The sequence below is a fragment of the Bacillus sp. ABP14 genome, from assembly GCF_001831375.1.
Taxonomy (GTDB): domain Bacteria; phylum Bacillota; class Bacilli; order Bacillales; family Bacillaceae_G; genus Bacillus_A; species Bacillus_A paranthracis.
The window spans coordinates 2,142,380-2,164,095 of record NZ_CP017016.1; the positions used below are offsets into that span (position 1 = coordinate 2,142,380).

The following is a 21,716-nucleotide window of genomic DNA, read 5'->3' on the forward strand; positions in this document are numbered from 1 at the left end:
CCTAACCATTACCAATTGGATATATACGGGAAACCCAGCTCCCATCTACCTTTATCACAGATGCCGAATTTTGAGGTATCCGCAAATAGCGGAAATAATTGAGGGGGGTGAGTGTATATGTAAGCGTCAAATAGTTCCATCTACAATTTGTAAATAGCTGATGAGATAATCTTTGTACATACTCTACAAGTTGTTTTTTGGTAAGAAAATATCGTCGATCGAAGAAAGAATGAGAATTATCTTATCATGACAAATGATGGATAGTGGCACTATATGAAAAGATACATGAACATTTACTAATGCGAACCAGGACGAGAGGTAGCAACGAAATCCTATCTGTGGTTATATCGTACAGGAAGATTGTCCTATGACTATCAATTTACAAGAGCAGGAGAACATCCGGACCGTTTTTCCCCATTTTGAAGTATATTTATAGCCATAACATCTTATGTTTTGTTTATAATTGTAAATAGTTATTGAAATGTATAAATATTTTTTATGAATAAAAAGGAAAAATAATGCAACTTTTTAATTTGTTTATTCGTGTTATATATGAAAGGAGGAGGGGGATGGAGATTGAAGAAATATATAAAGTTTATATAAACGATGTGTACCGGTATTTATTTTCCCTTTCTCGTAGCCATCATGTAGCGGAGGACTTGATGCAGGAGACTTTTTATCGGGCGTTTCTTTATCTAGAAGACTATGAAAACCAAAAGGTGAAATCATGGCTTTTTAAAGTGGCATATCATACCTTTATTGATTTTGTTAGGAAAGAGAAAAAAGTAGCTTTTGTAAGAACGGAGGAATTAGAAACAATTCAAGCAGGTGAATCTACAGAAGAGTATGTAGTCGCAAAAAATAGTTATGAAAAATTAATTCAGATTATTCATACTTTACCAGTGGTAGAGGCGCAAGCTATTTTATTATGTGACGTACATCAATTAACGTACGAAGAGGGTGCTTCTGTATTAGATTTAAAGTTAAACACGTATAAAAGTCACATATTTCGCGGGAGAAAGAGATTAAAAGAATTGTTAAAGGAGGAAAAGAGTCAAAATGACAAATGATAAACCTCATTCTGAACAAGATGATTATAAAGAATTGTTACAAGAAGCTCTTCATCAAAGGCCAGATGCACTTTCTAATGGAAAACAGGAGCAAGTGATGAAAATAGGGAAAAAAAGAGCGCGTATTACGAATGTTTTAATTGTATTTACTTTTTTATTACTTATTCAACCTATATTATATATATCTACTCTCGCATACTATGTATTTGCACCTACAAACGCAATGGAGATACGGAATGTAGTAAATCAAACATTAAGTGTAACAGAACCAAATGTATTTTTGAAAGATAGGGACATGGAGCAAACATTGTTACCGCTTAGTTTACAATTGCATTTTGATTTGTATAAAAGGGTAGGGAAGAAAGATATTCGAATAGGGGAAGAGAAAACAGATTATATATTTAGTAGAGCAACGAAAGTTAGCCGTAAATATACAACAGATGAAAAAATTCCGGAAGTCCCATATATAGATAACGAGGTATTGTCTCATCCTAATAATTATAATTCATCCTATAATAGTAGTGAAGAAGCGCAAGAATTAAAGGGTCTTCCGCAAGAATCTGTTGTAGAAGCATTTATATCTTTTAGAGAATTGTTGAGTGTACAAGAGGTAACGAATATGTTTCCCACTATTGATATCGTCTGGTATGCCGTTAATACAGGGTTAGAGGAGAAGCAAACGAATGACGAGGGTATGTATGTTGCTCCGATTGGTTTTCCAGCAGATATGATTTCAAGACCAAGTGGTGCTTTTGTGAGTGATTCACCTCATGAGGAACAATTTATTGATGTGTTAAAGTCATTACAAAAGCATGAAGATTTAGCGATGAAGCTATCTAGAGCGAAAACATTAGAGTTGTCAAAGCGTATTTCTTTCCTTGAAAAAAATGGGGTAAAAACATACGGGGCAGTTGTAACTGGACCTAAAGGGGAAGTTGAAAAATTGATGAGCCATGAAAAAGTTAGAAACTTGAAAGTAGGTGAAGCGAGATTATGGAATTGGCATTCTTAAAAAAAAGAAAGAGTCATAGTTATAAAAAAGAAACATGGATGGGGACTATTTCATTAATTATTGCCTTTCTAGCGTTATTGTATTTGAACATTACATTGCTTAGTCAAGAAACATTTATAGGCGAAGGTTTTCGGGAAATAGTTGGCGTTGGATTGTTATGTTCAGTCGTAGGCATGATCACAAAAAGAAAAAGTCGAAAATATGCATTGTGGGCATGTAGTTTATTTGTTTTTATGCTACTGTTTTCTATATTTGGATTTATGTTAGGTTGGATGATAAGCTTTGGACCATAAAAAGTAAAATAGAAAGGAAAGGGATTTATCAAATTTGAATAGAGATTACTATACTACTAGGTTGTTGTGTTATTGAAATGTCTTCCGCTTACGTGTATATAAATAGGCGACAAGTATAGGGGGAACAATAGTTCGTCCAAACATTGTGAATCTCTTTTACATAATATGGAGTAATAAGCATGAAAGGGGAACGAGTATGTCTTGCTATTACTACTGTAAGTATTGTAAAGAATATAAAAAGAAACAGCATAACGGTTGTAAGAACGATAGTAAGTGTAATGATAACAAGGATAGTCTTGTTAGGGCATCAGCATTTAGAGCTAGAAATACGGTGAATCAACCTGTTCCTGCTAATACTTTTGTAAAAGTATTGTTCCAAAATGAACAATTTGATTTAGCGAATGAGTATAATCCAGAAACATCTATTTTTATACCGAAGACTAAAGGAGTATATTCTTTTATTGGAACGATTGGTTTCTTTCCTAACGATCCAAGTTTAAATTATAGAGCACGGGTAGAAATTCGTGTGAATGGCAATGCAGCAATAGCTATAGATAATGACTTTTTTGGTCCAATCGGTTTTGGAAATGTAGTAAGTGTTTCGACAATTATTCAATTGCATGAAGGGGATCAAGTTGAGGTTTATGCACAAAGTAGCATAGACGGAGTTTTAAGTACTTCGGAAGACGGCTCACATTTTGAAGCAGCAAGATTCCCTTCTCCAATTAAATAACGAAGAGAATAAAATACTTTTCAGTAGGTCTAGTTAATCCCCTGTACCGAATGGTGGGGGATTATTATTGTTTATTTAAAATATACAAGTGAATCGATTAAATATAGTTTGTTTCATGAAAATTTCACATGCTAAAGATGTAATGATGAAAGGTAAATTTTAAAAATTATTTTTTACAGTTTTGATGTTGAAAGGGCTATCTTATTTTAAGTATTAGATCTTCTGCAGGTAATAAAAAGAGTAAGTAACTAGGTTGTAAAAGTTCTTTGGCGTTACATTTGCTAGTTGCCTAATGGTATAAAAAGACATCTTAATTTATGTCCGTATAATTAAAGGCTTTTTCATTACTATATAGAAATTACATATTTAACATCGGTTTGTGCAGGTATTACTATTGTATGGAAAGGAATAACATGAAGGCAAGTACACTATATAAAAATAAAATAAATCCTAAGATGAGTAGTATGGGATGCAACTTGAACATATTTGACCTCCTTGAGTATATAAAGAATTTTAATACATCTTTGGTGAATTTAGAAGGAAAATATATTAGATGAATGGTGCTTGAATGGATACACGAATTTAATAGAGTAGTGAATGTCTAATAAATAAAGAAGTATTATGGGGGACACCTTGACTAGATTATTTATAAAGGGCAGGTCGATTTACCCGACGTGAAATATAAAAGTGATCAGATTTATATGTACAGAATAAGGGATAAATAAAAAAAGAGCATACATAAAAAGTACGCTCTAAAGAAAGATAGGTTTTATGAGTGGATAATCTCCATACGATAATATATGCTCGGCTAATAAAAACGTGTAAAAAATCAATAAATTATCAATGGAATATCATGAAATGAGTAATCTTAGTCTATTAATAAGGTTTTGTAGTTACCCAAGTTGTAAGGATTTTGTATAGAATGGATTAACAACTCGATAATAAACGTACTTCAGTTTCATATTTCGTATAGTTTGGATATTGTGTAATAGTTTGACATTTAGGTGTGGAAAGTTGATTAATTATAGAAACATTTGTAATTACTTCGTTACAAGGACCGAAAAATGTAACTTTTAATTTTGAATTTGGTGGGACTTTGAAAACAATAGGTTTTTTCTCCATGAAATCAGCTCCTATGATGCAGTATTGTATACTGCGTTTTTTCGTTCATATTATAAAGACGTACTAATATAATATGAAATTTTAGTTGAGTTGATAATGATATGGAGTTCTATGGCATGGTGAAAATGTGGAAAATACAGTAAAAACTGAGAATGTTCTATACAATGTATAATCAGTATAATAGGTAAAAGTAAAAAATAAGTAATTTATCTAATACGCTTTTTTTCTTGCTACATATTATAGTAGTAAGAATTGTATTAGGAGGTAATGAAAGATTGCAAGAAAATGTACAAGCTCAACCTCAGCTTTCACCACCATGGATCACATATTTCAATGAGTTAAAAAATTCAATTGGTGCTGATCCAACAGTTACAGTTGGTCCGCTAATTCCAGTTGGCGGGAATTATATTATTTTAGTGCACGCGTTAAGTGATGAAAAAGCGAGAGCGTTAGCAACGCTCCTAAAATCTTTTGTAGAATTTGGGAATGTAAGTGTAACAGTTATTGTAACTAATAATGAAAATGACATTGTAAATCCACTGCCATGTCCACTAGATGCATTTGAAATTGCCCATTTATTTCAAGTGGCGCTAGAAAATAATCCTTATTTCGAACAAGTTGTTGTACAGCCTCAACTCCCTGGTGGGGCAAATGTTGTCTTTCCTGTTTTTGCTGCACAAGTAATTCAATTTTTTAATGATGATATTTCAAATTTATGTCAAACATTTACTGGTGTTGCTGCAAATGTATTTCATGATGTAATGAACGATGATGTTTGTGGTATCCCAATATTATTCTCCACAAGCTGTGTTCCGAGCAGTGAAAGTGCACAATTACAAAATACAGATTTAACACCAAAACTGTTTTATTAAATTGTGAGAAGACATTTTCATTAATAGAAAATGTCTTTTTCGTATGCATTAACGTTATTTTGTAGAGTTATTGCGGACGATAAACGAGGCTTCCACTGATAAAATTGTTACTGAATCTTATATAGAGTGTAAAGATAGTATTTTTGAATTGAAATATAAAAGAAATGAGAGATAAATTGTTTTCGTTAATATAGAATAATCACAAAAAATACAGTAAATTAACTTTCATACATTTGTTTCATAGTATAAAGAAGATTAATTACAAAAAACGAAGATTAGTAATAGAGAAAATGGTTCTAATATTAGCGCAAAAGATAGATTGATTAACTAATGTTATCTACTGATACATAGTTTTTTCACATGAAATGAATTACATCTAGAAAACACATTGTATACACAACAACACTGTATAGTTATTCTTATATAATAATAAAAGTGAGGTATTTTGAATTGAAAAAGAAAAAGCTATTTTTAGGAACAATTATTTCATGCGTAGTACTGGCATTATCCGCATGTGGCTCCTCAGACAACGTAGTAACATCAAAAGTAGGAAATGTTACAGAGAAAGAGTTAAGTAAAGAATTAAGACAAAAATATGGGGAAAGTACTTTATACCAAATGGTGTTAAGTAAGGCGTTGCTCGATAAATATAAAGTTTCAGATGAGGAAGCAAAAAAGAAAGTAGAAGAAGCAAAAGATAAAATGGGTGAGAACTTTAAAGCGACTTTAGAACAACTTGGATTGAAAAATGAAGATGAATTAAAAGAAAAAATGAAGCCAGAAATTGCATTTGAGAAAGCGATTAAAGCGACTGTTACAGAAAAAGATGTAAAAAATAACTATAAACCAGAAATGAAGGTAAGTCACATTTTAGTAAAAGATGAAAAGACTGCTAAAGAAGTGAAAGAGAAAGTAAATAACGGAGAAGATTTTGCGGCTTTAGCGAAGCAATACTCAGAGGATACTGGTTCAAAAGAACAGGGCGGGGAAATCACTGGTTTTGCTCCAGGGCAAACGGTAAAAGAATTTGAGGAAGCTGCATATAAATTAGATGCAGGACAAGTAAGTGAACCAGTAAAAACAACTTACGGTTACCATATTATTAAAGTGACAGATAAAAAAGAATTAAAGCCATTTGATGAAGTAAAAGATTCAATTCGTAAAGATATAGAACAGCAAAGACTACAAGACACGACAGGTAAATGGAAACAACAAGTAGTCAATGAATTATTGAAAGATGCTGATATTAAGGTGAATGATAAAGAGTTTAAAAATACATTTGAATTTCTAGAAAAGAAATAATGACTGTAATTAGAAAAGGGAACCTTTAAAGGTTCCCTTTTCTAGTTAGTGTGTGAGTTATAAATAGATAGTAAGACAATACAATATTACATATAAATATTAAGAATTACAATGGAAATTTATGTAATTGTCTTAAAGTAGGTTAATCATCACTTCATAGAATGTTGATATTATAATGTTTTGTTTCATCTCATTAAATATAAAACGAATTAATTAATTTTAGCCCATTATTTGTAGGCAGTAAGATTTGCGTAGGCTAATTATTAGTCAGGAATGAACAAAGCTTGAGTGGATTAAAGTTTCACTTTATAGAAGTCGATAAACATAATTTGCAGAATGAAACATACAATAAGATTGAAATATATTGACGTTAAATGAAGTGAAAAGCAGAGCATTCTATTAAGATGGATGTTCTTTTTCGTATGAAATTTTAAGGTGAAGAATGAATTATTGGATAGATAAATAAATGATGTAGGGGGAGAAAATGTGAAAGTAATTTTTCAAAGAGAAGACGGAGGGAAAATTTTTGAATCGTATGATGAAGATATAAATAACCTATTAGCTATTTTAAAAGAAACGAAAGGGATTAAGATCGGGATGGTTGAATATGAGGTATTAAAATACGAATTAGAGTATTTTCGAAACCCGAAAAAAGCAGTAACAGAGAGGGAGTTACATATAATAGTACAACCAAAATATATTTAGTAATTAGAGTGAATTATTAATGAATAGTTTTATGTAGTATGTACGAAAAGAGAGTGTTTAAATTGCTCTCTTTTCATAGAAATTCATAAGGAACGAATGGAGGTCCATTATAAATCCCTTAAATTTTGTGAGTTCGTTCTTTATAATATATGCTTTCATTTATAGATGGTTAATAAACTCGAAAAAATTAAAACTGTTTAGTTGATCTTTTCACCTCCCATTTAATAGGAAGTGAAAAGATCATTTGATGAAGAAAAAATAAATCTCTTCTCAAAAGAACGTAAGTTCGTGTATAATTAGAACGAATGTTCTTGTAAGTGTAGATAGTATAAGATTTAGAAATAAAGTGAAACTGTAATTAGCGGGTGTTTACGGGAAGTTGATCTTCGACCTACTTTCCTTGTATGTCTTGAGTTTTGAGGTGGGAGATTTCTTACCTGTTCATGCGGGGGAAATATGAGCCGAGCAATTATTAAAGAATAATCGAAGCGCAATATGTTTGAAATAGAATGGATAAATAATCGAGGAGATAGAGAAATGAATGATGTAAAGATGCAAAGAGCAAAAAGAGAATGGGTTCCATTTACAGTAATGTCGGAACAGTTATTAAGTATGCGAAAGGTTATTGGGGAGAAATTTAAAGTACAAAAACCATTTTTAACAAAAGAAGCAAAAGAGGGAATTTCTGATAAATTATTAATATCATTATTGTCTGAGAAAGAAATATTGGTGACATATTTTGAAGATGGATACATACTTACAAGCTACATGACAGTTGTACATATAAATCCGCTAAAGCGCATTGTAATGTGTACTGACGCGTTTTATAAAACTTACGTATTTAATACCACGGATATTATTGAAATAGCGTAAAGTAAGCTATGTTAGATGTGAAACAGAAAAATGAAACGGAAAAGCAGCTAGCTTCATACTAGCTGCTAAGCCCCAGGGAAAGGGAGAAAAAGATAGGGTACTCCAAAAATCAACAATAGCTGTATAACAGCCTGATTATAGTATGGGCAAATTAAAAATTCTTAAACAGAACGATGAAAAAATAGGGTTAAGCTGTACCGACTTGGTTTTGATCCGCAAGGTCAGAATCAAACGTATTAGTCGCACTCACACCATTAAAAGTATTAACAACAAAACCAACGTTGGAAGCACCAGATCCATTATAAGCCTTCGTGTTTTCTTTTGGAGAAACGTTATAGAAATCACCTAAATTAAATGAACCGTTACTATTTTGTACAACTAAATTCCCTACAACTGAGGGCATAGTTCTCACCCACTTTACAATCATTTGTTAACACTACTATATGGTCTTATAGTCCAAATGGTTCATCTAACGAAAATTGCGGAATAATAAAACGTTTGAAGTGTAGCTTAATCCCATAATAAAAGTGTGTTAAACTGAATGTAAGGTTACGTAATTAAAAATGGAAATTGTATAATTGTCATATATGAAAACAAAGGAGGCAAAATGTAATGAATAAAGTTATAAAAAAAGTAGATTTAACAGATGCAAAGTCAAGTAATCTTGTTGCACTTATTTATAGCAATGAAGTTATATTGGTGGAAGAAGCATTTTGTCCAAAGGAAATAAAATTAAAGTTTAATGAAATTGCAATTTTATCGGCTATTAAAACAGCGCATATAATGAAAGTATCCATTAGAAAAGAGCTTGACGCGTTTTTTCATGACACGGGTGTTTTATTGGTGAAGCATAGTGCTGAGTATGGAAACAGTCAATCTATCACTATGCATTTTGAACAATTTAAAAAGTTACAACATGAGATTGAGTATTTAAGTAAAAGTATGTAATAAGGCAAGAGGAAGATTCCTTCATAGAGGTGAACAGTTCTATGTTGAAAAAATGGTTTGAAAATTTTTTAGACGAATCTCATTGTAAACATAAATATAGTTTTATTAAGATGCAGGATAATGAAGATTTCAAAAGTGGTAAGCTAGGTGTAGCTTATGTGTATAGGTGTGAGAAGTGCGGGAAAGAGAAGTTGAAATTTAAAAGCAATAACGAAATAAATAATGATTTTTTTGATATATAGGAAAGAGTAACTGTTATGGGTTACTCTTTTTTGTATTTTTAACACATTATAGAATGCACAAAATTACATATAGAAAATAAATATGAGTTAAAGGATGCCATTTATGTATTTCGAAAGCACTAGAAAATTTCTAAATAGGTGATAAGAATGAATCCAAACGGTTTAAAAGTGACAGGAGCATGGTTTCAAGTAGGAGGGAATCTTACAGCGGCAATTGGGACGACAAGAGGATTTATAGGGGAAGAGAAAATTGAATCGGAGATTGTAATTGTAGGAAGTTCATTACAAGCCCTCGGGTATATATTGCAAATTATAGGGAGTAATGAAACCGAAGATAAAGTTGAAAAAGAAAATCAAAATATGTGTTTGGAGAAAAAAAGTGAAATGCTCGATAAAATGGGCATTGAGTTATTAGCGTTAGGGAATATATCAAATGTAATAGGAACATATTTTAATATAAATGAACAATTGAAAGAGAATGATTATCTTATAATTGTAGGGAATAGCTTACAATCAATTGGAGCTTTTTTAGGAGTAGAAGCGGCTTTACTTCAGATGAAAATGTTGCAGAAAATTATAGTGCTAGGAAATTCTCTGCAAAGTTTAGGCGCTGGACTTCAAGCGTATCAAGGTATTGTTAATGTAATGCAGAATAGAATACAAAATGAAGACAGTAAGGTTGATAAGAAAGATGAGAGAATAATAGCACTTATTGGTGTTTGGATACAAGCGATAGGAACTGCTATTTCGGCAATTGGATTAACTATAATAGAGAAAGAAAAAAGATTAGAAAAAATAATCATATGAAATTGTTCATGGAAAGATGGTATGTAAAATTTCAATTTTACATAAGTAGAAAAGTTGAAGTGGTAGGTTTTTTTGCATTAAAATAGAATATATAATGGTAGAACAGTTATTAGTGGGTAATAAAAATATCGGAAATGTAAAAGTCACTGGTTTTTATAGCGTATGGAGAGAGAAAAATACAAAACAAGGAGTTTTCAAGAGATGATGTATTTGTTGGCAATTCTTCTTCCACCTGTAGCCGTATTATTTTGTGGAAAACCATTTCAAGCAATAATTAATTTCCTATTAACATTAATATTTTGGGTTCCAGGCGTTATTCATGCGATATTAGTTGTACATGATAAAAAAGCAGATCGGCGTTTAAAAAAACAAATTCAAGCATATGATGAAATAAATAAAAAGAACAGAAGATAGCTGAGTTGTGAAACGATTTTAAAAAGAAAGGGGGACCACCTCCTTTCTTTTTTTATTCTGGTTAAGTTTATATTTTGGTGTAGCGGTAAGAATTTTTAATATAAGTATTGTGATAACTCGTTTTAGAGTGTGCGTTTAGTAAACCGGTGTAAATGTTTTCAGGAACGTTAAAGAAATCATACAGTCCATTCTTTAATTGAATACGTAAAATCATAGAAAAAGGATTATATCCAACAGCAACTATAGTTTTGGAAATCACGGGAGATAACTCCATCATTACGCAACTCCTCACTTTTCATTTTTAATAATTTCTTATAGATGTTGAGGTTGTGATGTTGAAATCTTTATAATTAAAGAGGTATTATACTTATATGCAATATATTAAATGTTCGTTATACGTAATTATAAGGAAGTTCACACGAAGTACATATCGTTGTGCTATTTTTATTTCACCTTTGATTTATAAATAAGAAAATATTGACCATTTGAAAAAAAGGTATATTATTTATACGAGGTATTAAAAATTCACTTTTTACATTCTATGCTTAAAGGGGCAGCATTATTAGAAAAATAGAAGTGAAAATAATTTGTGCAACAAGCATTCTAAAATTTATAATCTGTGAATTAGGAAAATATTGAATGCTCCAGGTCAATATACTTTCTTAATTAAATTTATTTTAGAAAGTGACCTCAATATTTTTAAGTAAATCAACGGGAGAATTGAAAGGCAGGAGAAAGTAACATGTCAGAAAATTATCGTTCTCGAGAGGAGCGACGACAAGTTAAAAAGAAAAAACAGCCAGCTTCTAAAACACAAAAACCAAAAGGTAAAACATCATTTTTTCGCAAGTTTTTAATTACTTGTTTATTACTTGGTATTGTTGGTTTAGTGGGGGGAGTTGCTACCTTCTTTGTAATGATTAAGGATGCACCAAAACTTGAGAAAGCAAAACTTGTTAATCCGTTATCCTCAAAAATTTATGATAAAAATGGCGATTTGGTATATGAATACGGGAAAGAAAAGCGGACGAATGTTACGTATGATCAAATTCCTAAATTAGTAGAAAATGCATTTTTAGCAACAGAGGATGCACGTTTTTACGAGCATAGCGGAGTAGACTTTAAAGGTACTGCCCGTGCTGTTTTGGTGAGTCTTAAAGGAGATTACGGTTCACAAGGTGGAAGTACAATAACGCAACAGGTTATTAAAAACTACTTCTTATCGATGGAAAAAACATCAAAACGTAAAGTTCAGGAAATATATTTAGCGTATAAACTAGAACAACAATATTCAAAACATGAAATTTTAGAAATGTATTTAAATAAAATTAACTTAGGAAACCGTTCGTATGGTATCGCAACAGCAGCACAAAACTACTATGGTAAAGAATTGAAAGATTTAACATTACCAGAAGTTGCGATGCTTGCAGGTTTACCAAAAGCACCGAATAACTATGATCCGACGAAAACAGAAAATATTGAAAGAGCAACAGAAAGAAGAAATGTTGTACTAAAATTAATGAATCGACATGGTTATATTACGAAGGCAGAAATGGAAGAAGCTTCGAAAGTTAAAGTAACAGATGGACTTAGGACTGCAACTGTACAAGCAATGCCATATCCTGCATTTATGGATGCGGTTGTGAAAGAAGTTGAAAAAGAATTGCCAGATGCTAATATTGGTTCTGACGGTTTAGAAATTTATACAACATTAGACACGAAAGCACAGGATTTTGCTGATAAGATTTTAAATGAAAATATTATTAATTATCCAAATGATAAGTTCCAAGGTGCTTTCACATTTATGGATACGAAAACCGGAGAGGTTCGTGCTATAGGTAGTGGGCGCGGTGAAAATAAAGCCGTATTTAAAGGGCATAATATGGCCATTGAATTAGATCGTGCAGCTGGTTCGACGATGAAGCCAATCTTTGATTACGGTCCTGCAATTGAATACTTAAAATGGGCTACGTATCATCAAATTGATGATTCTCCATTTAAATATTCAACTGGACAAGAACTTCGAAATGCAGACAGAAGTCATTTAGGTCCAATTACTATGCGTGAGGCGTTAAAAATGTCACGTAACGTTCCAGCAGTTAAAACTGCAAAAGAAGTAGGACTTAATAAATCAAAGGAATTCTCTGAGAAATTAGGTATTACATTTAAAAAAGCGCCAACAGAATCTACAGCTATTGGTACAAACGAAGTATCACCAACTGAAATAGCGGGTGCTTATGCGACATTTGGTAATGGTGGAAAGTATGCAAAACCGCATTTTGTTAAGAAAGTAGTTTATCCAGACGGTAAGTCACAAAGTTTCGGGCAAAAACCAAAACAAGTTATAGCTGACTCTACAGCATATATGATTACTGATATGCTTCGTTCAGTAGTGACATCAGGTACTGGTACAGCAGCAAATATAAGTTCTTTAGATGTAGCTGGAAAAACAGGTACAACAAACTATGATTCAAAACAATTAGCAAAATTTAATATTCCGGAAAGTGCAACTCGTGATAGTTGGTTTGCAGGTTATACGCCGCAATATACGATGGCAGTATGGACTGGGTATATGAAAGATGGTAAAGACGAGTATATTAGTAGTAAAAATACGAAAATTGCACAGTTGATCTTTAAAGCAATGATGAGCCAGATGGCTACAGATAAATCAAGATTTAAAATGCCAAGTAGTGTAATTCAAGAAGGTAGTGAGCTGCGTATAAAAGGTGAAAAACGTGATTCTTCTCCAAATACGAGCGTACCGGATACAACGGAAAAACCAAAACAAGATCAACAGCAAAAAACTGAAGAAGAGAAAAAGCAAGAAGAATTAAAGAAACAGGAAGAACTGAAAAAACAAGAAGAACAAAAGCAACAAGAGGAACTTAAGAAGCAAGAAGAACAAAAGAAACTAGAAGAGCAAAAGAAACAAGAAGAAGAAAAGAAACAAAATGAACAAAATAATGGAGGAGGCCAAGGGAATACGACACCTCCAGCAAATAATGGAGGAGGCCAAGGGAATACGACACCTCCAGCAAATAACGGAGGAGGCCAAGGGAATACGACACCTCCAGCAAATAACGGAGGAGGTCAAGGAAATACGACACCTCCAGCAAATAACGGTGGAGGTCAAGGAAATACGACACCTCCAGCAAATAATGGAGGAGGCCAAGGAAATACAACTCCACCAGCGACCACACAACCAGAAACTGGCGGTAATGCAGGAGAGGCCCCTGCTAATAATGGACAATAAGAAAATTTTATAAAAAATATTAAAAAGCACTTAAGATTTGTAAAATTACAATCTTAAGTGCTTTTTTCTTTTAAATGCAGTAGCTATGAGACAATGTATTTTAAATATTAAAAGTACCATAGAAGTTTTGAAAATAAATTGAAGGAAAGTGATAAAAAATTTGAGATTGAGGTAACGGAGGATAAGCGTGGCTTTGAAAGGGGGTACTACTTGGATGTGCGCCATGATGCCAAAATGAGGGAGTAACTTGACCTGGAATTTGATAGTGTTGCCAAGTTGCAGGAAGTTCAATTCCTACATCGGAACTAGCTGTATGAACGGCTGGAACGTGTATCCCAGGAGTCGAAGGAACGACGGCTGTTACTCTTGAAGAGATCCACATAACATAATCACTCCTAAGTTGTGATAATAAAGTAGTATATTCTTTTCATGTGTATAAAGGTACATATAGATGGGACTTTAGGCTAATGTATACATATAAAGTTGTAAGACCAATTTAAATTGATTTTGGACCATTTATTATAAAAAGATACGTCTATTTACGGAGGGAAAAGGAACGAAGAAACTGTAAAATGGAGGTGTTAATTGCAATAACTTACGTGTTTATGGAGGAATATGAATGGAACGATTATGGACGAAATCATTTATTCAAATGACTTTCGCAATGTTATTTTTATTTACAGGATTTTATTTACTTGTTCCAACGCTCCCACTCTTTATTAAAGAGATAGGTGGCAATGAATCACAAGTCGGACTTATGATGGGAATGTTTACAATAGCGGCAGTTGTAATACGACCGATTATTGGAGGGATGTTGGATCAATATGGTAGAAGATCCTTTATTATTTTCGGACTCATCTTTTTTGGGTTAACGATGTACTCTTATCATTTAGCGACGACTATTGTCCTTTTAGCTGTTTTACGTGTTATTCACGGAATAACATGGGCTGTTTCTACAACAGCTGTTGGAACAGCGATAACTGATATTATTCCAGATTCACGCCGTGGTGAAGGTATGGGTTGGTATGGGATGGCTATGACGATTGCAATGGCAATCGGCCCAATGATTGGATTATCGGTTGTACAAAATTATTCATTTCATGGCCTTTTCTTATTAGCCACTCTTTTATCCTTTATGGCAGTCTTATTATCGTTAATGACGAAAATGCCATTCACACCACAAAAAGAAAAAGGAAAAATGAAACTGTTTGAAAAATCCGTACTATCCATTACGATAGTTGTATTCTTTTTATCATTTGCATATGGAGGGATTACAACGTTTTTACCGCTATTTGCATCGTCAATTGATGTGAATCCTGGGACATTCTTTCTTGTGTATGCAATTGCTTTAACAATCGTAAGACCAATTTCAGGAAAACTATTAGATAAGTATGGAGAAGTATTTATCATACTTCCGGCACTATGCATTACTGTTATTGCAATAGTCGTGCTAACAATTTCGAATAATTTAATAGGTGTAGTTATCGCAGCTACATTATATGGTGTTGGATTCGGTTCAGCACAGCCAGCATTACAAGCGGCGATGCTTACAATTGTTGATCCGAGTAAAAGAGGAGTCGCTAATGCTTCATTCTTTACAGCATTTGATTTAGGGATTGGACTTGGTGCAATTTTACTTGGAGTTGTTTCACAAATGTTTGGTTACCGTATTTTATTTGCTGGTAGTGCAATTTCAGGATTAATTGCTTTCATTATTTTTGTCGTTTTTGTAAAACAGCGATTAGGTAAAAAAGAATTTGCGTAAACGGGAGGAACAAAGATGAAGATTTCAATTGATCATAAAGCTTTACAATGGTTTCAAGAAGAATTACGTATAAAACATGGTGAGTCTATACGGTTTAATGTAAGATACGGCGGAGATAGCTCCATTCAGCCTGGTTATTCTTTAGGGATTGTTGCAGAGAAACCAGATGGGGAAATCGTTTCAGTTGAGAAGGAAAGTATTTTATTTTTTGTAGATGTTGATGATCTTTGGTACTTTCAAAACTATGATTTAGTTGTAGGTTATCATGAGGAAATAGAAGAAATTCAATTTAATTACGTAAAATAATAACTTTATTAAAAATAAATAAATTTTATATGGAAATTATATTTAGAGAATAGTGAAATAAATGTAATAAAAAAACGGGCTGTATATGAATACAGCTCGTTTTTTTATTTAGTAAAAGGAATTGTAAAGTAGGTATATATTTAACTGGGTTATATGAATTAACTTTATATTTTGTTTTAAAGATAAATAAAGAGAAGTCTGTCCTTTTTTATAAACTATGAAAATTATTGTTGAAAAATTGTATTGTTACATCGGTAAAAGTATAGGAAACTTATCATTATAAAATAAATTGAAATCTTCTAAAAACTCTGATACATTGAAATAGAAATGTAGTTTCACAATATTGTAAAGGCTTACAGTTATGTGCACGAAGATCTATTAGGATTGGAGGAAATAATGATGAAAGCTGAAGAAAAATTTTCCCCGGGATTAGATGGTGTAGTGGCAGCGGAGACGAAGATTTCGTTTCTTGACACAGTGAAAGGTGAAATTGTAATTCAAGGGTATGATTTAATTGAACTCTCAAAAACAAAAGAGTACTTAGACATTGTGCACCTTTTATTGGAAGAACATCTACCGAATGAAGATGAAAAAGCAACACTTGAAAAGAAATTAAAAGAAGAATACGCGGTACCAGAAGGTGTATTTAACGTATTAAAGGCATTACCGAAAGAAACACACCCTATGGATGGATTGCGTACAGGTGTGTCCGCATTAGCTGGTTACGATAATGATATTGAAAATCGCTCGTTAGAAGTAAACAAAAGTCGCGGATACAAATTATTGAGTAAAGTACCAAACATTGTAGCGAATAGCTATCATATTTTAAATAATGAAGAGCCAATCGAACCACTTAAGGAATTATCATATAGCGCGAATTTCTTCTATATGTTAACAGGTAAAAAACCAACTGAACTTGAGGAGAAGATCTTTGATCGTTCCCTTGTTTTATATAGTGAACATGAAATGCCAAACTCTACATTTACAGCGCGCGTTATTGCATCTACGCAATCCGACTTATATGGTGCTTTAACAGGTGCGGTTGCATCTTTAAAAGGTAGCTTACATGGCGGTGCAAATGAAGCGGTTATGTACATGCTTTTAGAAGCTGGTAATGTTGAAAAGTTTGAAGAGTTATTACAGAAGAAACTATATAACAAAGAAAAAATTATGGGCTTTGGACACCGTGTATATATGAAGAAGATGGATCCAAGAGCTTTAATGATGAAGGAAGCTTTAAAGCAGTTATGTGATGTGAAAGGTGATTATACACTATATGAAATGTGTGAAGCTGGAGAAAAGATTATGGAGAAGGAAAAAGGAATTTATCCGAACCTTGATTATTACGCAGCTCCAGTATATTGGATGCTTGGTATTCCAATTCAACTGTACACACCAATCTTCTTTAGCTCTAGAACAGTAGGACTATGTGCGCACGTTATTGAGCAACATGCGAACAATCGTTTGTTCCGTCCACGTGTAAATTATATTGGCGAGCGACATGTGCTTAGTAAATAAGAACAACTGGGGAGTTGTTAGCACCGCCCGCCAGATGGGTGTTTGACCGACACCCATCATTAATAATAACGAATTTTCGACAGAAAGGGAAGGATAGCATGATTAAAACAAATGAAATTAAACAAAAAGATGCATTATTAGAAGAAATTACGGATTATGTATTAAATAAAGAGGTAACAAGTGCAGAAGCATTCAGTACTGCTCGTTACGTATTACTTGATACTCTTGGATGCGGAATTTTAGCACTACAATATCCAGAGTGTACGAAATTGCTAGGACCAGTTGTACCAGGAACAATCGTGCCAAACGGTACACGTGTACCAGGTACGTCTTATGTACTAGATCCAGTGAAAGGTGCATTTAATATCGGATGTATGATCCGTTGGTTAGACTATAACGATACTTGGCTTGCAGCAGAATGGGGACATCCATCTGATAACTTAGGCGGAATTTTAGCAGTTGCAGATTATATTAGCCGTGTTCGTATATCAGAAGGAAAAGAAGCGTTAAAAGTACGTGAAGTATTAGAAATGATGATTAAAGCTCATGAAATTCAAGGTGTACTTGCTTTAGAAAACAGCTTAAACCGCGTTGGCCTTGACCACGTATTATATGTAAAAGTAGCAACAACTGCAGTAGTTGCAAAAATGCTTGGCGGAACACGTGAAGAAATCTTTAATGCATTATCACATGCATGGATTGATAATTCTAGTCTTCGTACATATCGTCATGCTCCAAATACGGGATCACGTAAATCATGGGCAGCAGGTGATGCAACGAGCCGCGGTGTTCATCTTGCAATGACTGCTCTAAAAGGTGAAATGGGTTACCCTACAGCATTATCTGCACCGGGCTGGGGATTCCAAGATGTATTATTCAATAAACAAGAATTAAAATTAGCAAGACCATTAGATTCTTATGTAATGGAAAATGTATTATTTAAAGTTTCATATCCAGCAGAGTTCCATGCACAAACAGCTGCAGAATGTGCTGTGAAATTACATCCAGAAATTAAAGGGAAATTAGATGAAATTGACCGTATTACAATTACAACGCATGAATCAGCAATTCGTATTATTGATAAAGAAGGTCCATTAAATAACCCAGCGGATCGTGATCATTGCTTACAATACATTACGGCAATTGGTTTATTAAAAGGGGATATCGTTGCGGATGATTATGAGGATGCAGTAGCAAATGATCCACGTGTAGATGAATTACGTAATAAGATGGTTGTTGTTGAAAATAAACAGTACAGTTTAGATTACCTTGACCCGAACAAGCGCTCAATCGCCAACGCTGTTCAAGTTCATTTCAAAGATGGAACTGTAACAGAAAATGTGGAATGTGAATATCCACTTGGTCACCGTTTCCGTAGAGATGAAGCGATTCCAAAAGTTGTTCAAAAATTCACTGCAAATATGGCAGGTCATTATTCTAGTAAGCAACAAGAACAAATTCATGAAGCTTGTTTAAATGAAGAGAAACTAGAAAATATGAATGTAAATGAATTTGTAGATCTATTCTTAATTTAATAATAGGGGGAATCTAGAATGGCTTGGGTTGTGAATAAACAGTCAACACAAGAAGAGCTTGCGAATCGCTTCCGAGCTTTAGTAGAAGCAAATGAAATTTTACAGATTCCAGGTGCTCATGATGCAATGGCAGCTCTTGTTGCGAAAAATACAGGTTTTTCAGCTCTTTATTTATCGGGAGCTGCTTATACTGCAAGTAAAGGGCTACCGGATTTAGGAATCGTAACGTCTACTGAAGTAGCAGAGAGAGCAAGAGATTTAGTAAGAGCTACAGATTTACCTGTTCTTGTTGACATTGATACAGGGTTTGGTGGTGTATTAAATGTAGCGAGAACTGCTGTAGAAATGGTGGAAGCGAAGGTAGCAGCTGTCCAAATTGAAGATCAGCAATTACCAAAGAAATGTGGCCATTTAAATGGTAAAAAACTCGTTACGACAGAAGAATTAGTTCAAAAGATTAAAGCGATTAAAGAAGTTGCACCGAGCTTATATATTGTAGCGCGCACAGATGCTCGCGGTGTAGAAGGCTTAGATGAAGCAATCGAAAGAGCAAACGCCTATGTAAAAGCAGGTGCAGATGCAATATTCCCAGAAGCCCTTCAATCAGAAGAAGAGTTCCGTCTATTTAATAGTAAAGTAAATGCACCTTTACTTGCCAATATGACTGAGTTCGGGAAAACGCCGTATTATAGTGCAGAGGAATTTGCGAATATGGGCTTCCAAATGGTTATTTATCCTGTAACTTCACTTCGCGTAGCAGCGAAAGCGTATGAGAATGTGTTTACTTTAATTAAGGAAACTGGTTCTCAAAAAGATGCACTTTCTAATATGCAAACGAGAAGTGAGTTATATGAAACAATTTCATATCATGACTTTGAAGAACTAGATACTGGAATTGCAAAAACAGTATTATCAGAGGATCAATAGATAAAGTGAAACTTTAATCAGTGGGGGTTTTCTTCATCCCCCACTGATTATTAGTTGAACCAATCGGACTTTTATGGGCAGTTGATCCCCCGCCTAACTTCTTTGCTTTCGCTGAATTTTGAGGCGGGGTCTTACTGCCCATTAAAGCGGGATAAAACAACTAAGGCGATGAGAATACATCTTTAGCAAGACGAACTGCTTGATGTGAAAATTCATCGCCTTCTGTTTTCAAAAATAAGATATTCCACTCATCGTAGACGAGCATATGTAGTAGTAAGTAAGGCCGAAATGATAGGGGGATTCAGATGGAGAAAACGAAGTTACCGTGGGATGAATTTTTTTCACTTAATAAAGATGTGAATCATGCTTTCTTTACGCCAGAAGATTTTTCAGGAGATGAAGATTTAATCGCAAAAACGACAGAACAATTCGTTAAACAAGAAATTGTTCCACAAATGGAGAATATTGAACAACATAACTATAAAGTTTCTCGTCAATTGTTTGAGAAAGCTGGAGAACTTGGATTATTAAGTATCGAGGTTCCAGAAGAATATGGCGGATTCGAATTAGGAAAGGCAGTTTCAGGGCTTGTAGCAGAAAAAATGGGATACGCTGGTGCATTTAGCGTTTCATTTAATATACACGCAGGTGTAGGTACATTGCCTTACATATATTACGGAACGAAAGAACAAAAAGAAAAATATTTGCCGAAAATTGCATCAGGAGAATGGATTGGGGCTTATGCTTTAACTGAACCAAATGCTGGTTCTGATGCTTTAAGTGCAAAAACGAGTGCAGTATTAAATGAAGATGGTACTGTTTGGAAGCTAAATGGTGAAAAGCAATGGATTACAAATGCTCATATGGCAGATGTATACGTTGTTTTTGCGAAGACAAATAAAGGAATGACAGCGTTTATTGTCGAAAGAACATGTGAAGGGGTATCTATTGGGCTAGAAGAAAAGAAAATGGGGATTAAAGGTTCTTCAACAGCGACGCTTATTTTAGAAGATGTTGTCATACCTGCTGAAAATGTTTTAGGGGAAGTTGGGAAAGGGCATCACGTAGCTCTTAATATTCTTAACTTTGCTAGATTAAAACTTGCCTTTGGAAATATTGGAACAGCAAAGCAAGCAATTGGATTGTCCGTTCAATACGGAAAAGAACGTAAACAGTTTCAAACGGAATTAGTAGACTTTACGATGATTCAAGAGAAAATTGCAAATATGATCATTGCTACATATGGAGCAGAAAGTGCAGCGTATCGTACAGCAGGTGTAATTGATGAAGCAATTCATGAGAGCGATGAAGATCTTATGAAGAAAATGTCTCAATTTGCAATTGAATGTGCACTGAATAAAGTAAATGCTTCTGAAACACTTGGTCATATCGTAGATGAAGCTGTACAAATTCATGGTGGTTACGGTTATATGCAAGAGTATGAAGTAGAACGATTATACCGTGATGCTAGAATTAGTCGTATTTTTGAAGGGACGAACGAAATTAATAGATTAACAGTTGCCAAAATGTTAATGAAGCAAATGGAACAAATTGAAGATACTGAAATAGAGATTGATGTAGAAAATGTCGAAAGAAACCATCGTTACATTTTATTAGCGAAAAAATTGTTGAAACAATCTTTGAAAACGCTCTCTAAAACTCCAGGTTTAAAAATTGATCAAGAGCAAGAATATTCACGTGTATTATCAAATATGTTAACGGACGTGTACGTCATGGAATCAGCATTTTTACGTACGAGTAAAGCAATTAGTAAAAATGGTGCAGAAAAAGAGCGTACGAAACAAATGATAACTGACGTTATTTGTGAAGAAGGCTATCGCAAAGTAGAAGAATCAGCGATTTCTATACTTTCCGCGGCTATTACAGAAGAACAAGATAGACACGTGATTTTAACTGAAATTCGTCAATTATTAGTGCCTTTATACACGAACGTATTTACAAAAAAGAGAGAAATTGCGAAAGCTATTATAAATCGCGGAAAGTATATTGTGTAAATAG

At 33.6% G+C, this 21,716-nt stretch carries 23 protein-coding genes; 19 read left to right on the plus strand and 4 right to left on the minus strand.

Annotation, left to right across the window (positions count from 1 at the left end):
* Positions 1 to 569: 569 nt before the first annotated feature.
* The 4 genes from BGI23_RS11180 (at position 570) to BGI23_RS11195 (ending at position 3,108) form a co-directional block, all read left to right on the plus strand.
* Positions 570 to 1,070 carry a sigma-70 family RNA polymerase sigma factor gene (locus BGI23_RS11180; RefSeq protein ID WP_070805946.1) on the plus strand — a complete coding sequence of 167 codons (501 nt, stop codon included), beginning with the start codon at positions 570 to 572 and terminating at the stop codon, positions 1,068 to 1,070.
* Positions 1,060 to 2,082: an anti-sigma factor gene (locus BGI23_RS11185; RefSeq protein WP_070805947.1), complete on the plus strand. Its 1,023-nt coding sequence runs from the start codon at positions 1,060 to 1,062 to the stop codon at positions 2,080 to 2,082. The genes BGI23_RS11180 and BGI23_RS11185 overlap by 11 nt, the downstream gene beginning before the upstream one ends.
* Positions 2,064 to 2,375: a hypothetical protein gene (locus BGI23_RS11190; RefSeq protein WP_000417681.1), complete on the plus strand. Its 312-nt coding sequence runs from the start codon at positions 2,064 to 2,066 to the stop codon at positions 2,373 to 2,375. Before BGI23_RS11185 ends, BGI23_RS11190 begins: the two co-directional genes overlap by 19 nt.
* A gap of 196 nt (positions 2,376 to 2,571) precedes the next feature.
* Complete coding sequence (locus BGI23_RS11195) at positions 2,572 to 3,108, plus strand: C1q-like domain-containing protein (RefSeq protein WP_070805948.1); 537 nt, start codon at positions 2,572 to 2,574, stop codon at positions 3,106 to 3,108.
* A gap of 927 nt (positions 3,109 to 4,035) precedes the next feature.
* Here the strand turns inward: BGI23_RS11195 and BGI23_RS11200 are convergent.
* Positions 4,036 to 4,230, minus strand: a complete 195-nt coding sequence (locus BGI23_RS11200; protein WP_000412567.1) for a hypothetical protein — start codon at positions 4,228 to 4,230, stop codon at positions 4,036 to 4,038.
* Positions 4,231 to 4,505: 275 nt separating this feature from the next.
* Here BGI23_RS11200 and BGI23_RS11205 point away from each other — a divergent pair, with 275 nt between their 5' ends.
* The 4 genes from BGI23_RS11205 to BGI23_RS11220 all read left to right on the plus strand — a co-directional run bounded on the left by BGI23_RS11205 (position 4,506) and on the right by BGI23_RS11220 (position 7,982).
* Positions 4,506 to 5,102, plus strand: a complete 597-nt coding sequence (locus BGI23_RS11205) for a hypothetical protein (RefSeq protein WP_001157706.1) — start codon at positions 4,506 to 4,508, stop codon at positions 5,100 to 5,102.
* Between the two features lie 450 nt (positions 5,103 to 5,552).
* Positions 5,553 to 6,404: a peptidylprolyl isomerase PrsA gene (locus tag BGI23_RS11210; protein ID WP_070805949.1), complete on the plus strand. Its 852-nt coding sequence runs from the start codon at positions 5,553 to 5,555 to the stop codon at positions 6,402 to 6,404.
* A gap of 486 nt (positions 6,405 to 6,890) precedes the next feature.
* Entirely contained in the window at positions 6,891 to 7,109 is a 219-nt protein-coding gene (locus BGI23_RS11215; RefSeq protein ID WP_000864286.1) for a hypothetical protein, read from the plus strand.
* A 537-nt stretch (positions 7,110 to 7,646) separates the two neighbouring features.
* Positions 7,647 to 7,982 (plus strand): YolD-like family protein, encoded by a 336-nt coding sequence (locus tag BGI23_RS11220; protein WP_070805950.1) that lies wholly within the window; start codon positions 7,647 to 7,649, stop codon positions 7,980 to 7,982.
* 187 nt (positions 7,983 to 8,169) lie between these two features.
* On the opposite strand, the gene gerPF is transcribed toward BGI23_RS11220, so the two are convergent.
* Complete coding sequence (gene gerPF / locus BGI23_RS11225) at positions 8,170 to 8,385, minus strand: spore germination protein GerPF (protein WP_001141565.1); 216 nt, start codon at positions 8,383 to 8,385, stop codon at positions 8,170 to 8,172.
* Between the two features lie 209 nt (positions 8,386 to 8,594).
* Between gerPF and BGI23_RS11230 the strand changes: the two genes are divergently transcribed.
* The 4 genes from BGI23_RS11230 to BGI23_RS11245 all read left to right on the plus strand — a co-directional run bounded on the left by BGI23_RS11230 (position 8,595) and on the right by BGI23_RS11245 (position 10,393).
* Positions 8,595 to 8,930 carry a hypothetical protein gene (locus tag BGI23_RS11230; RefSeq protein ID WP_001045105.1) on the plus strand — a complete coding sequence of 112 codons (336 nt, stop codon included), beginning with the start codon at positions 8,595 to 8,597 and terminating at the stop codon, positions 8,928 to 8,930.
* Positions 8,931 to 8,971: 41 nt separating this feature from the next.
* The gene (locus tag BGI23_RS11235) at positions 8,972 to 9,172 is read left to right on the plus strand and encodes a hypothetical protein (RefSeq protein ID WP_000915130.1); all 201 of its coding nucleotides are present in this window, start codon (positions 8,972 to 8,974) and stop codon (positions 9,170 to 9,172) included.
* 147 nt (positions 9,173 to 9,319) lie between these two features.
* Positions 9,320 to 9,979: a DUF6944 family repetitive protein gene (locus tag BGI23_RS11240; protein WP_070805951.1), complete on the plus strand. Its 660-nt coding sequence runs from the start codon at positions 9,320 to 9,322 to the stop codon at positions 9,977 to 9,979.
* Between the two features lie 201 nt (positions 9,980 to 10,180).
* A complete protein-coding gene (locus BGI23_RS11245; RefSeq protein ID WP_000990229.1) occupies positions 10,181 to 10,393 on the plus strand; it encodes a YqaE/Pmp3 family membrane protein in 213 nt (70 codons plus the stop codon).
* 67 nt (positions 10,394 to 10,460) lie between these two features.
* Here BGI23_RS11245 and BGI23_RS11250 read toward each other — a convergent pair whose 3' ends face one another.
* Positions 10,461 to 10,670 (minus strand): KTSC domain-containing protein, encoded by a 210-nt coding sequence (locus tag BGI23_RS11250; protein WP_000970367.1) that lies wholly within the window; start codon positions 10,668 to 10,670, stop codon positions 10,461 to 10,463.
* A 465-nt stretch (positions 10,671 to 11,135) separates the two neighbouring features.
* Between BGI23_RS11250 and BGI23_RS11255 the strand changes: the two genes are divergently transcribed.
* Positions 11,136 to 13,646, plus strand: a complete 2,511-nt coding sequence (locus tag BGI23_RS11255) for a PBP1A family penicillin-binding protein (protein ID WP_070805952.1) — start codon at positions 11,136 to 11,138, stop codon at positions 13,644 to 13,646.
* Positions 13,647 to 13,746: 100 nt separating this feature from the next.
* Here the strand turns inward: BGI23_RS11255 and BGI23_RS11260 are convergent, their stop codons facing one another.
* A complete protein-coding gene (locus tag BGI23_RS11260; protein ID WP_070805953.1) occupies positions 13,747 to 14,028 on the minus strand; it encodes a hypothetical protein in 282 nt (93 codons plus the stop codon).
* Between the two features lie 237 nt (positions 14,029 to 14,265).
* On the opposite strand from BGI23_RS11260, the gene BGI23_RS11265 reads away from it, so the two are divergent.
* The 6 genes from BGI23_RS11265 (at position 14,266) to BGI23_RS11290 (ending at position 21,712) form a co-directional block, all read left to right on the plus strand.
* Complete coding sequence (locus BGI23_RS11265; protein ID WP_070805954.1) at positions 14,266 to 15,411, plus strand: MFS transporter; 1,146 nt, start codon at positions 14,266 to 14,268, stop codon at positions 15,409 to 15,411.
* Positions 15,412 to 15,426: 15 nt separating this feature from the next.
* Positions 15,427 to 15,717, plus strand: coding sequence for a HesB/YadR/YfhF family protein (locus BGI23_RS11270; RefSeq protein ID WP_070805955.1), 291 nt, complete (start codon positions 15,427 to 15,429; stop codon positions 15,715 to 15,717).
* A gap of 396 nt (positions 15,718 to 16,113) precedes the next feature.
* Complete coding sequence (gene mmgD, locus BGI23_RS11275; protein ID WP_002170253.1) at positions 16,114 to 17,235, plus strand: citrate synthase; 1,122 nt, start codon at positions 16,114 to 16,116, stop codon at positions 17,233 to 17,235.
* 98 nt (positions 17,236 to 17,333) lie between these two features.
* Positions 17,334 to 18,770 (plus strand): 2-methylcitrate dehydratase, encoded by a 1,437-nt coding sequence (gene prpD, locus BGI23_RS11280; protein ID WP_070805956.1) that lies wholly within the window; start codon positions 17,334 to 17,336, stop codon positions 18,768 to 18,770.
* Between the two features lie 18 nt (positions 18,771 to 18,788).
* Positions 18,789 to 19,697, plus strand: a complete 909-nt coding sequence (gene prpB / locus BGI23_RS11285; protein WP_000312650.1) for a methylisocitrate lyase — start codon at positions 18,789 to 18,791, stop codon at positions 19,695 to 19,697.
* Positions 19,698 to 20,002: 305 nt separating this feature from the next.
* The gene (locus BGI23_RS11290) at positions 20,003 to 21,712 is read left to right on the plus strand and encodes an acyl-CoA dehydrogenase family protein (protein WP_070805957.1); all 1,710 of its coding nucleotides are present in this window, start codon (positions 20,003 to 20,005) and stop codon (positions 21,710 to 21,712) included.
* The last annotated feature ends 4 nt before the right edge of the window (positions 21,713 to 21,716 follow it).

What these genes read in the sequence shown, in the direction of transcription:
- BGI23_RS11180 (WP_070805946.1), top strand. Translation starts at nt 570, where the DNA reads ATGGAGATTGAAGAAATATATAAAGTTTATATAAACGATGTGTACCGG.
- BGI23_RS11185 (WP_070805947.1), top strand. Translation starts at nt 1,060, where the DNA reads ATGACAAATGATAAACCTCATTCTGAACAAGATGATTATAAAGAATTG.
- BGI23_RS11190 (WP_000417681.1), top strand. Translation starts at nt 2,064, where the DNA reads ATGGAATTGGCATTCTTAAAAAAAAGAAAGAGTCATAGTTATAAAAAA.
- BGI23_RS11195 (WP_070805948.1), top strand. Translation starts at nt 2,572, where the DNA reads ATGTCTTGCTATTACTACTGTAAGTATTGTAAAGAATATAAAAAGAAA.
- BGI23_RS11200 (WP_000412567.1), bottom strand. Translation starts at nt 4,230, where the DNA reads ATGGAGAAAAAACCTATTGTTTTCAAAGTCCCACCAAATTCAAAATTA.
- BGI23_RS11220 (WP_070805950.1), top strand. Translation starts at nt 7,647, where the DNA reads ATGAATGATGTAAAGATGCAAAGAGCAAAAAGAGAATGGGTTCCATTT.
- gerPF (WP_001141565.1), bottom strand. Translation starts at nt 8,385, where the DNA reads ATGCCCTCAGTTGTAGGGAATTTAGTTGTACAAAATAGTAACGGTTCA.
- BGI23_RS11230 (WP_001045105.1), top strand. Translation starts at nt 8,595, where the DNA reads ATGAATAAAGTTATAAAAAAAGTAGATTTAACAGATGCAAAGTCAAGT.
- BGI23_RS11235 (WP_000915130.1), top strand. Translation starts at nt 8,972, where the DNA reads ATGTTGAAAAAATGGTTTGAAAATTTTTTAGACGAATCTCATTGTAAA.
- BGI23_RS11240 (WP_070805951.1), top strand. Translation starts at nt 9,320, where the DNA reads ATGAATCCAAACGGTTTAAAAGTGACAGGAGCATGGTTTCAAGTAGGA.
- BGI23_RS11245 (WP_000990229.1), top strand. Translation starts at nt 10,181, where the DNA reads ATGATGTATTTGTTGGCAATTCTTCTTCCACCTGTAGCCGTATTATTT.
- BGI23_RS11250 (WP_000970367.1), bottom strand. Translation starts at nt 10,670, where the DNA reads ATGATGGAGTTATCTCCCGTGATTTCCAAAACTATAGTTGCTGTTGGA.
- BGI23_RS11255 (WP_070805952.1), top strand. Translation starts at nt 11,136, where the DNA reads ATGTCAGAAAATTATCGTTCTCGAGAGGAGCGACGACAAGTTAAAAAG.
- BGI23_RS11260 (WP_070805953.1), bottom strand. Translation starts at nt 14,028, where the DNA reads ATGTGGATCTCTTCAAGAGTAACAGCCGTCGTTCCTTCGACTCCTGGG.
- BGI23_RS11265 (WP_070805954.1), top strand. Translation starts at nt 14,266, where the DNA reads ATGGAACGATTATGGACGAAATCATTTATTCAAATGACTTTCGCAATG.
- BGI23_RS11270 (WP_070805955.1), top strand. Translation starts at nt 15,427, where the DNA reads ATGAAGATTTCAATTGATCATAAAGCTTTACAATGGTTTCAAGAAGAA.
- mmgD (WP_002170253.1), top strand. Translation starts at nt 16,114, where the DNA reads ATGATGAAAGCTGAAGAAAAATTTTCCCCGGGATTAGATGGTGTAGTG.
- prpD (WP_070805956.1), top strand. Translation starts at nt 17,334, where the DNA reads ATGATTAAAACAAATGAAATTAAACAAAAAGATGCATTATTAGAAGAA.
- prpB (WP_000312650.1), top strand. Translation starts at nt 18,789, where the DNA reads ATGGCTTGGGTTGTGAATAAACAGTCAACACAAGAAGAGCTTGCGAAT.
- BGI23_RS11290 (WP_070805957.1), top strand. Translation starts at nt 20,003, where the DNA reads ATGGAGAAAACGAAGTTACCGTGGGATGAATTTTTTTCACTTAATAAA.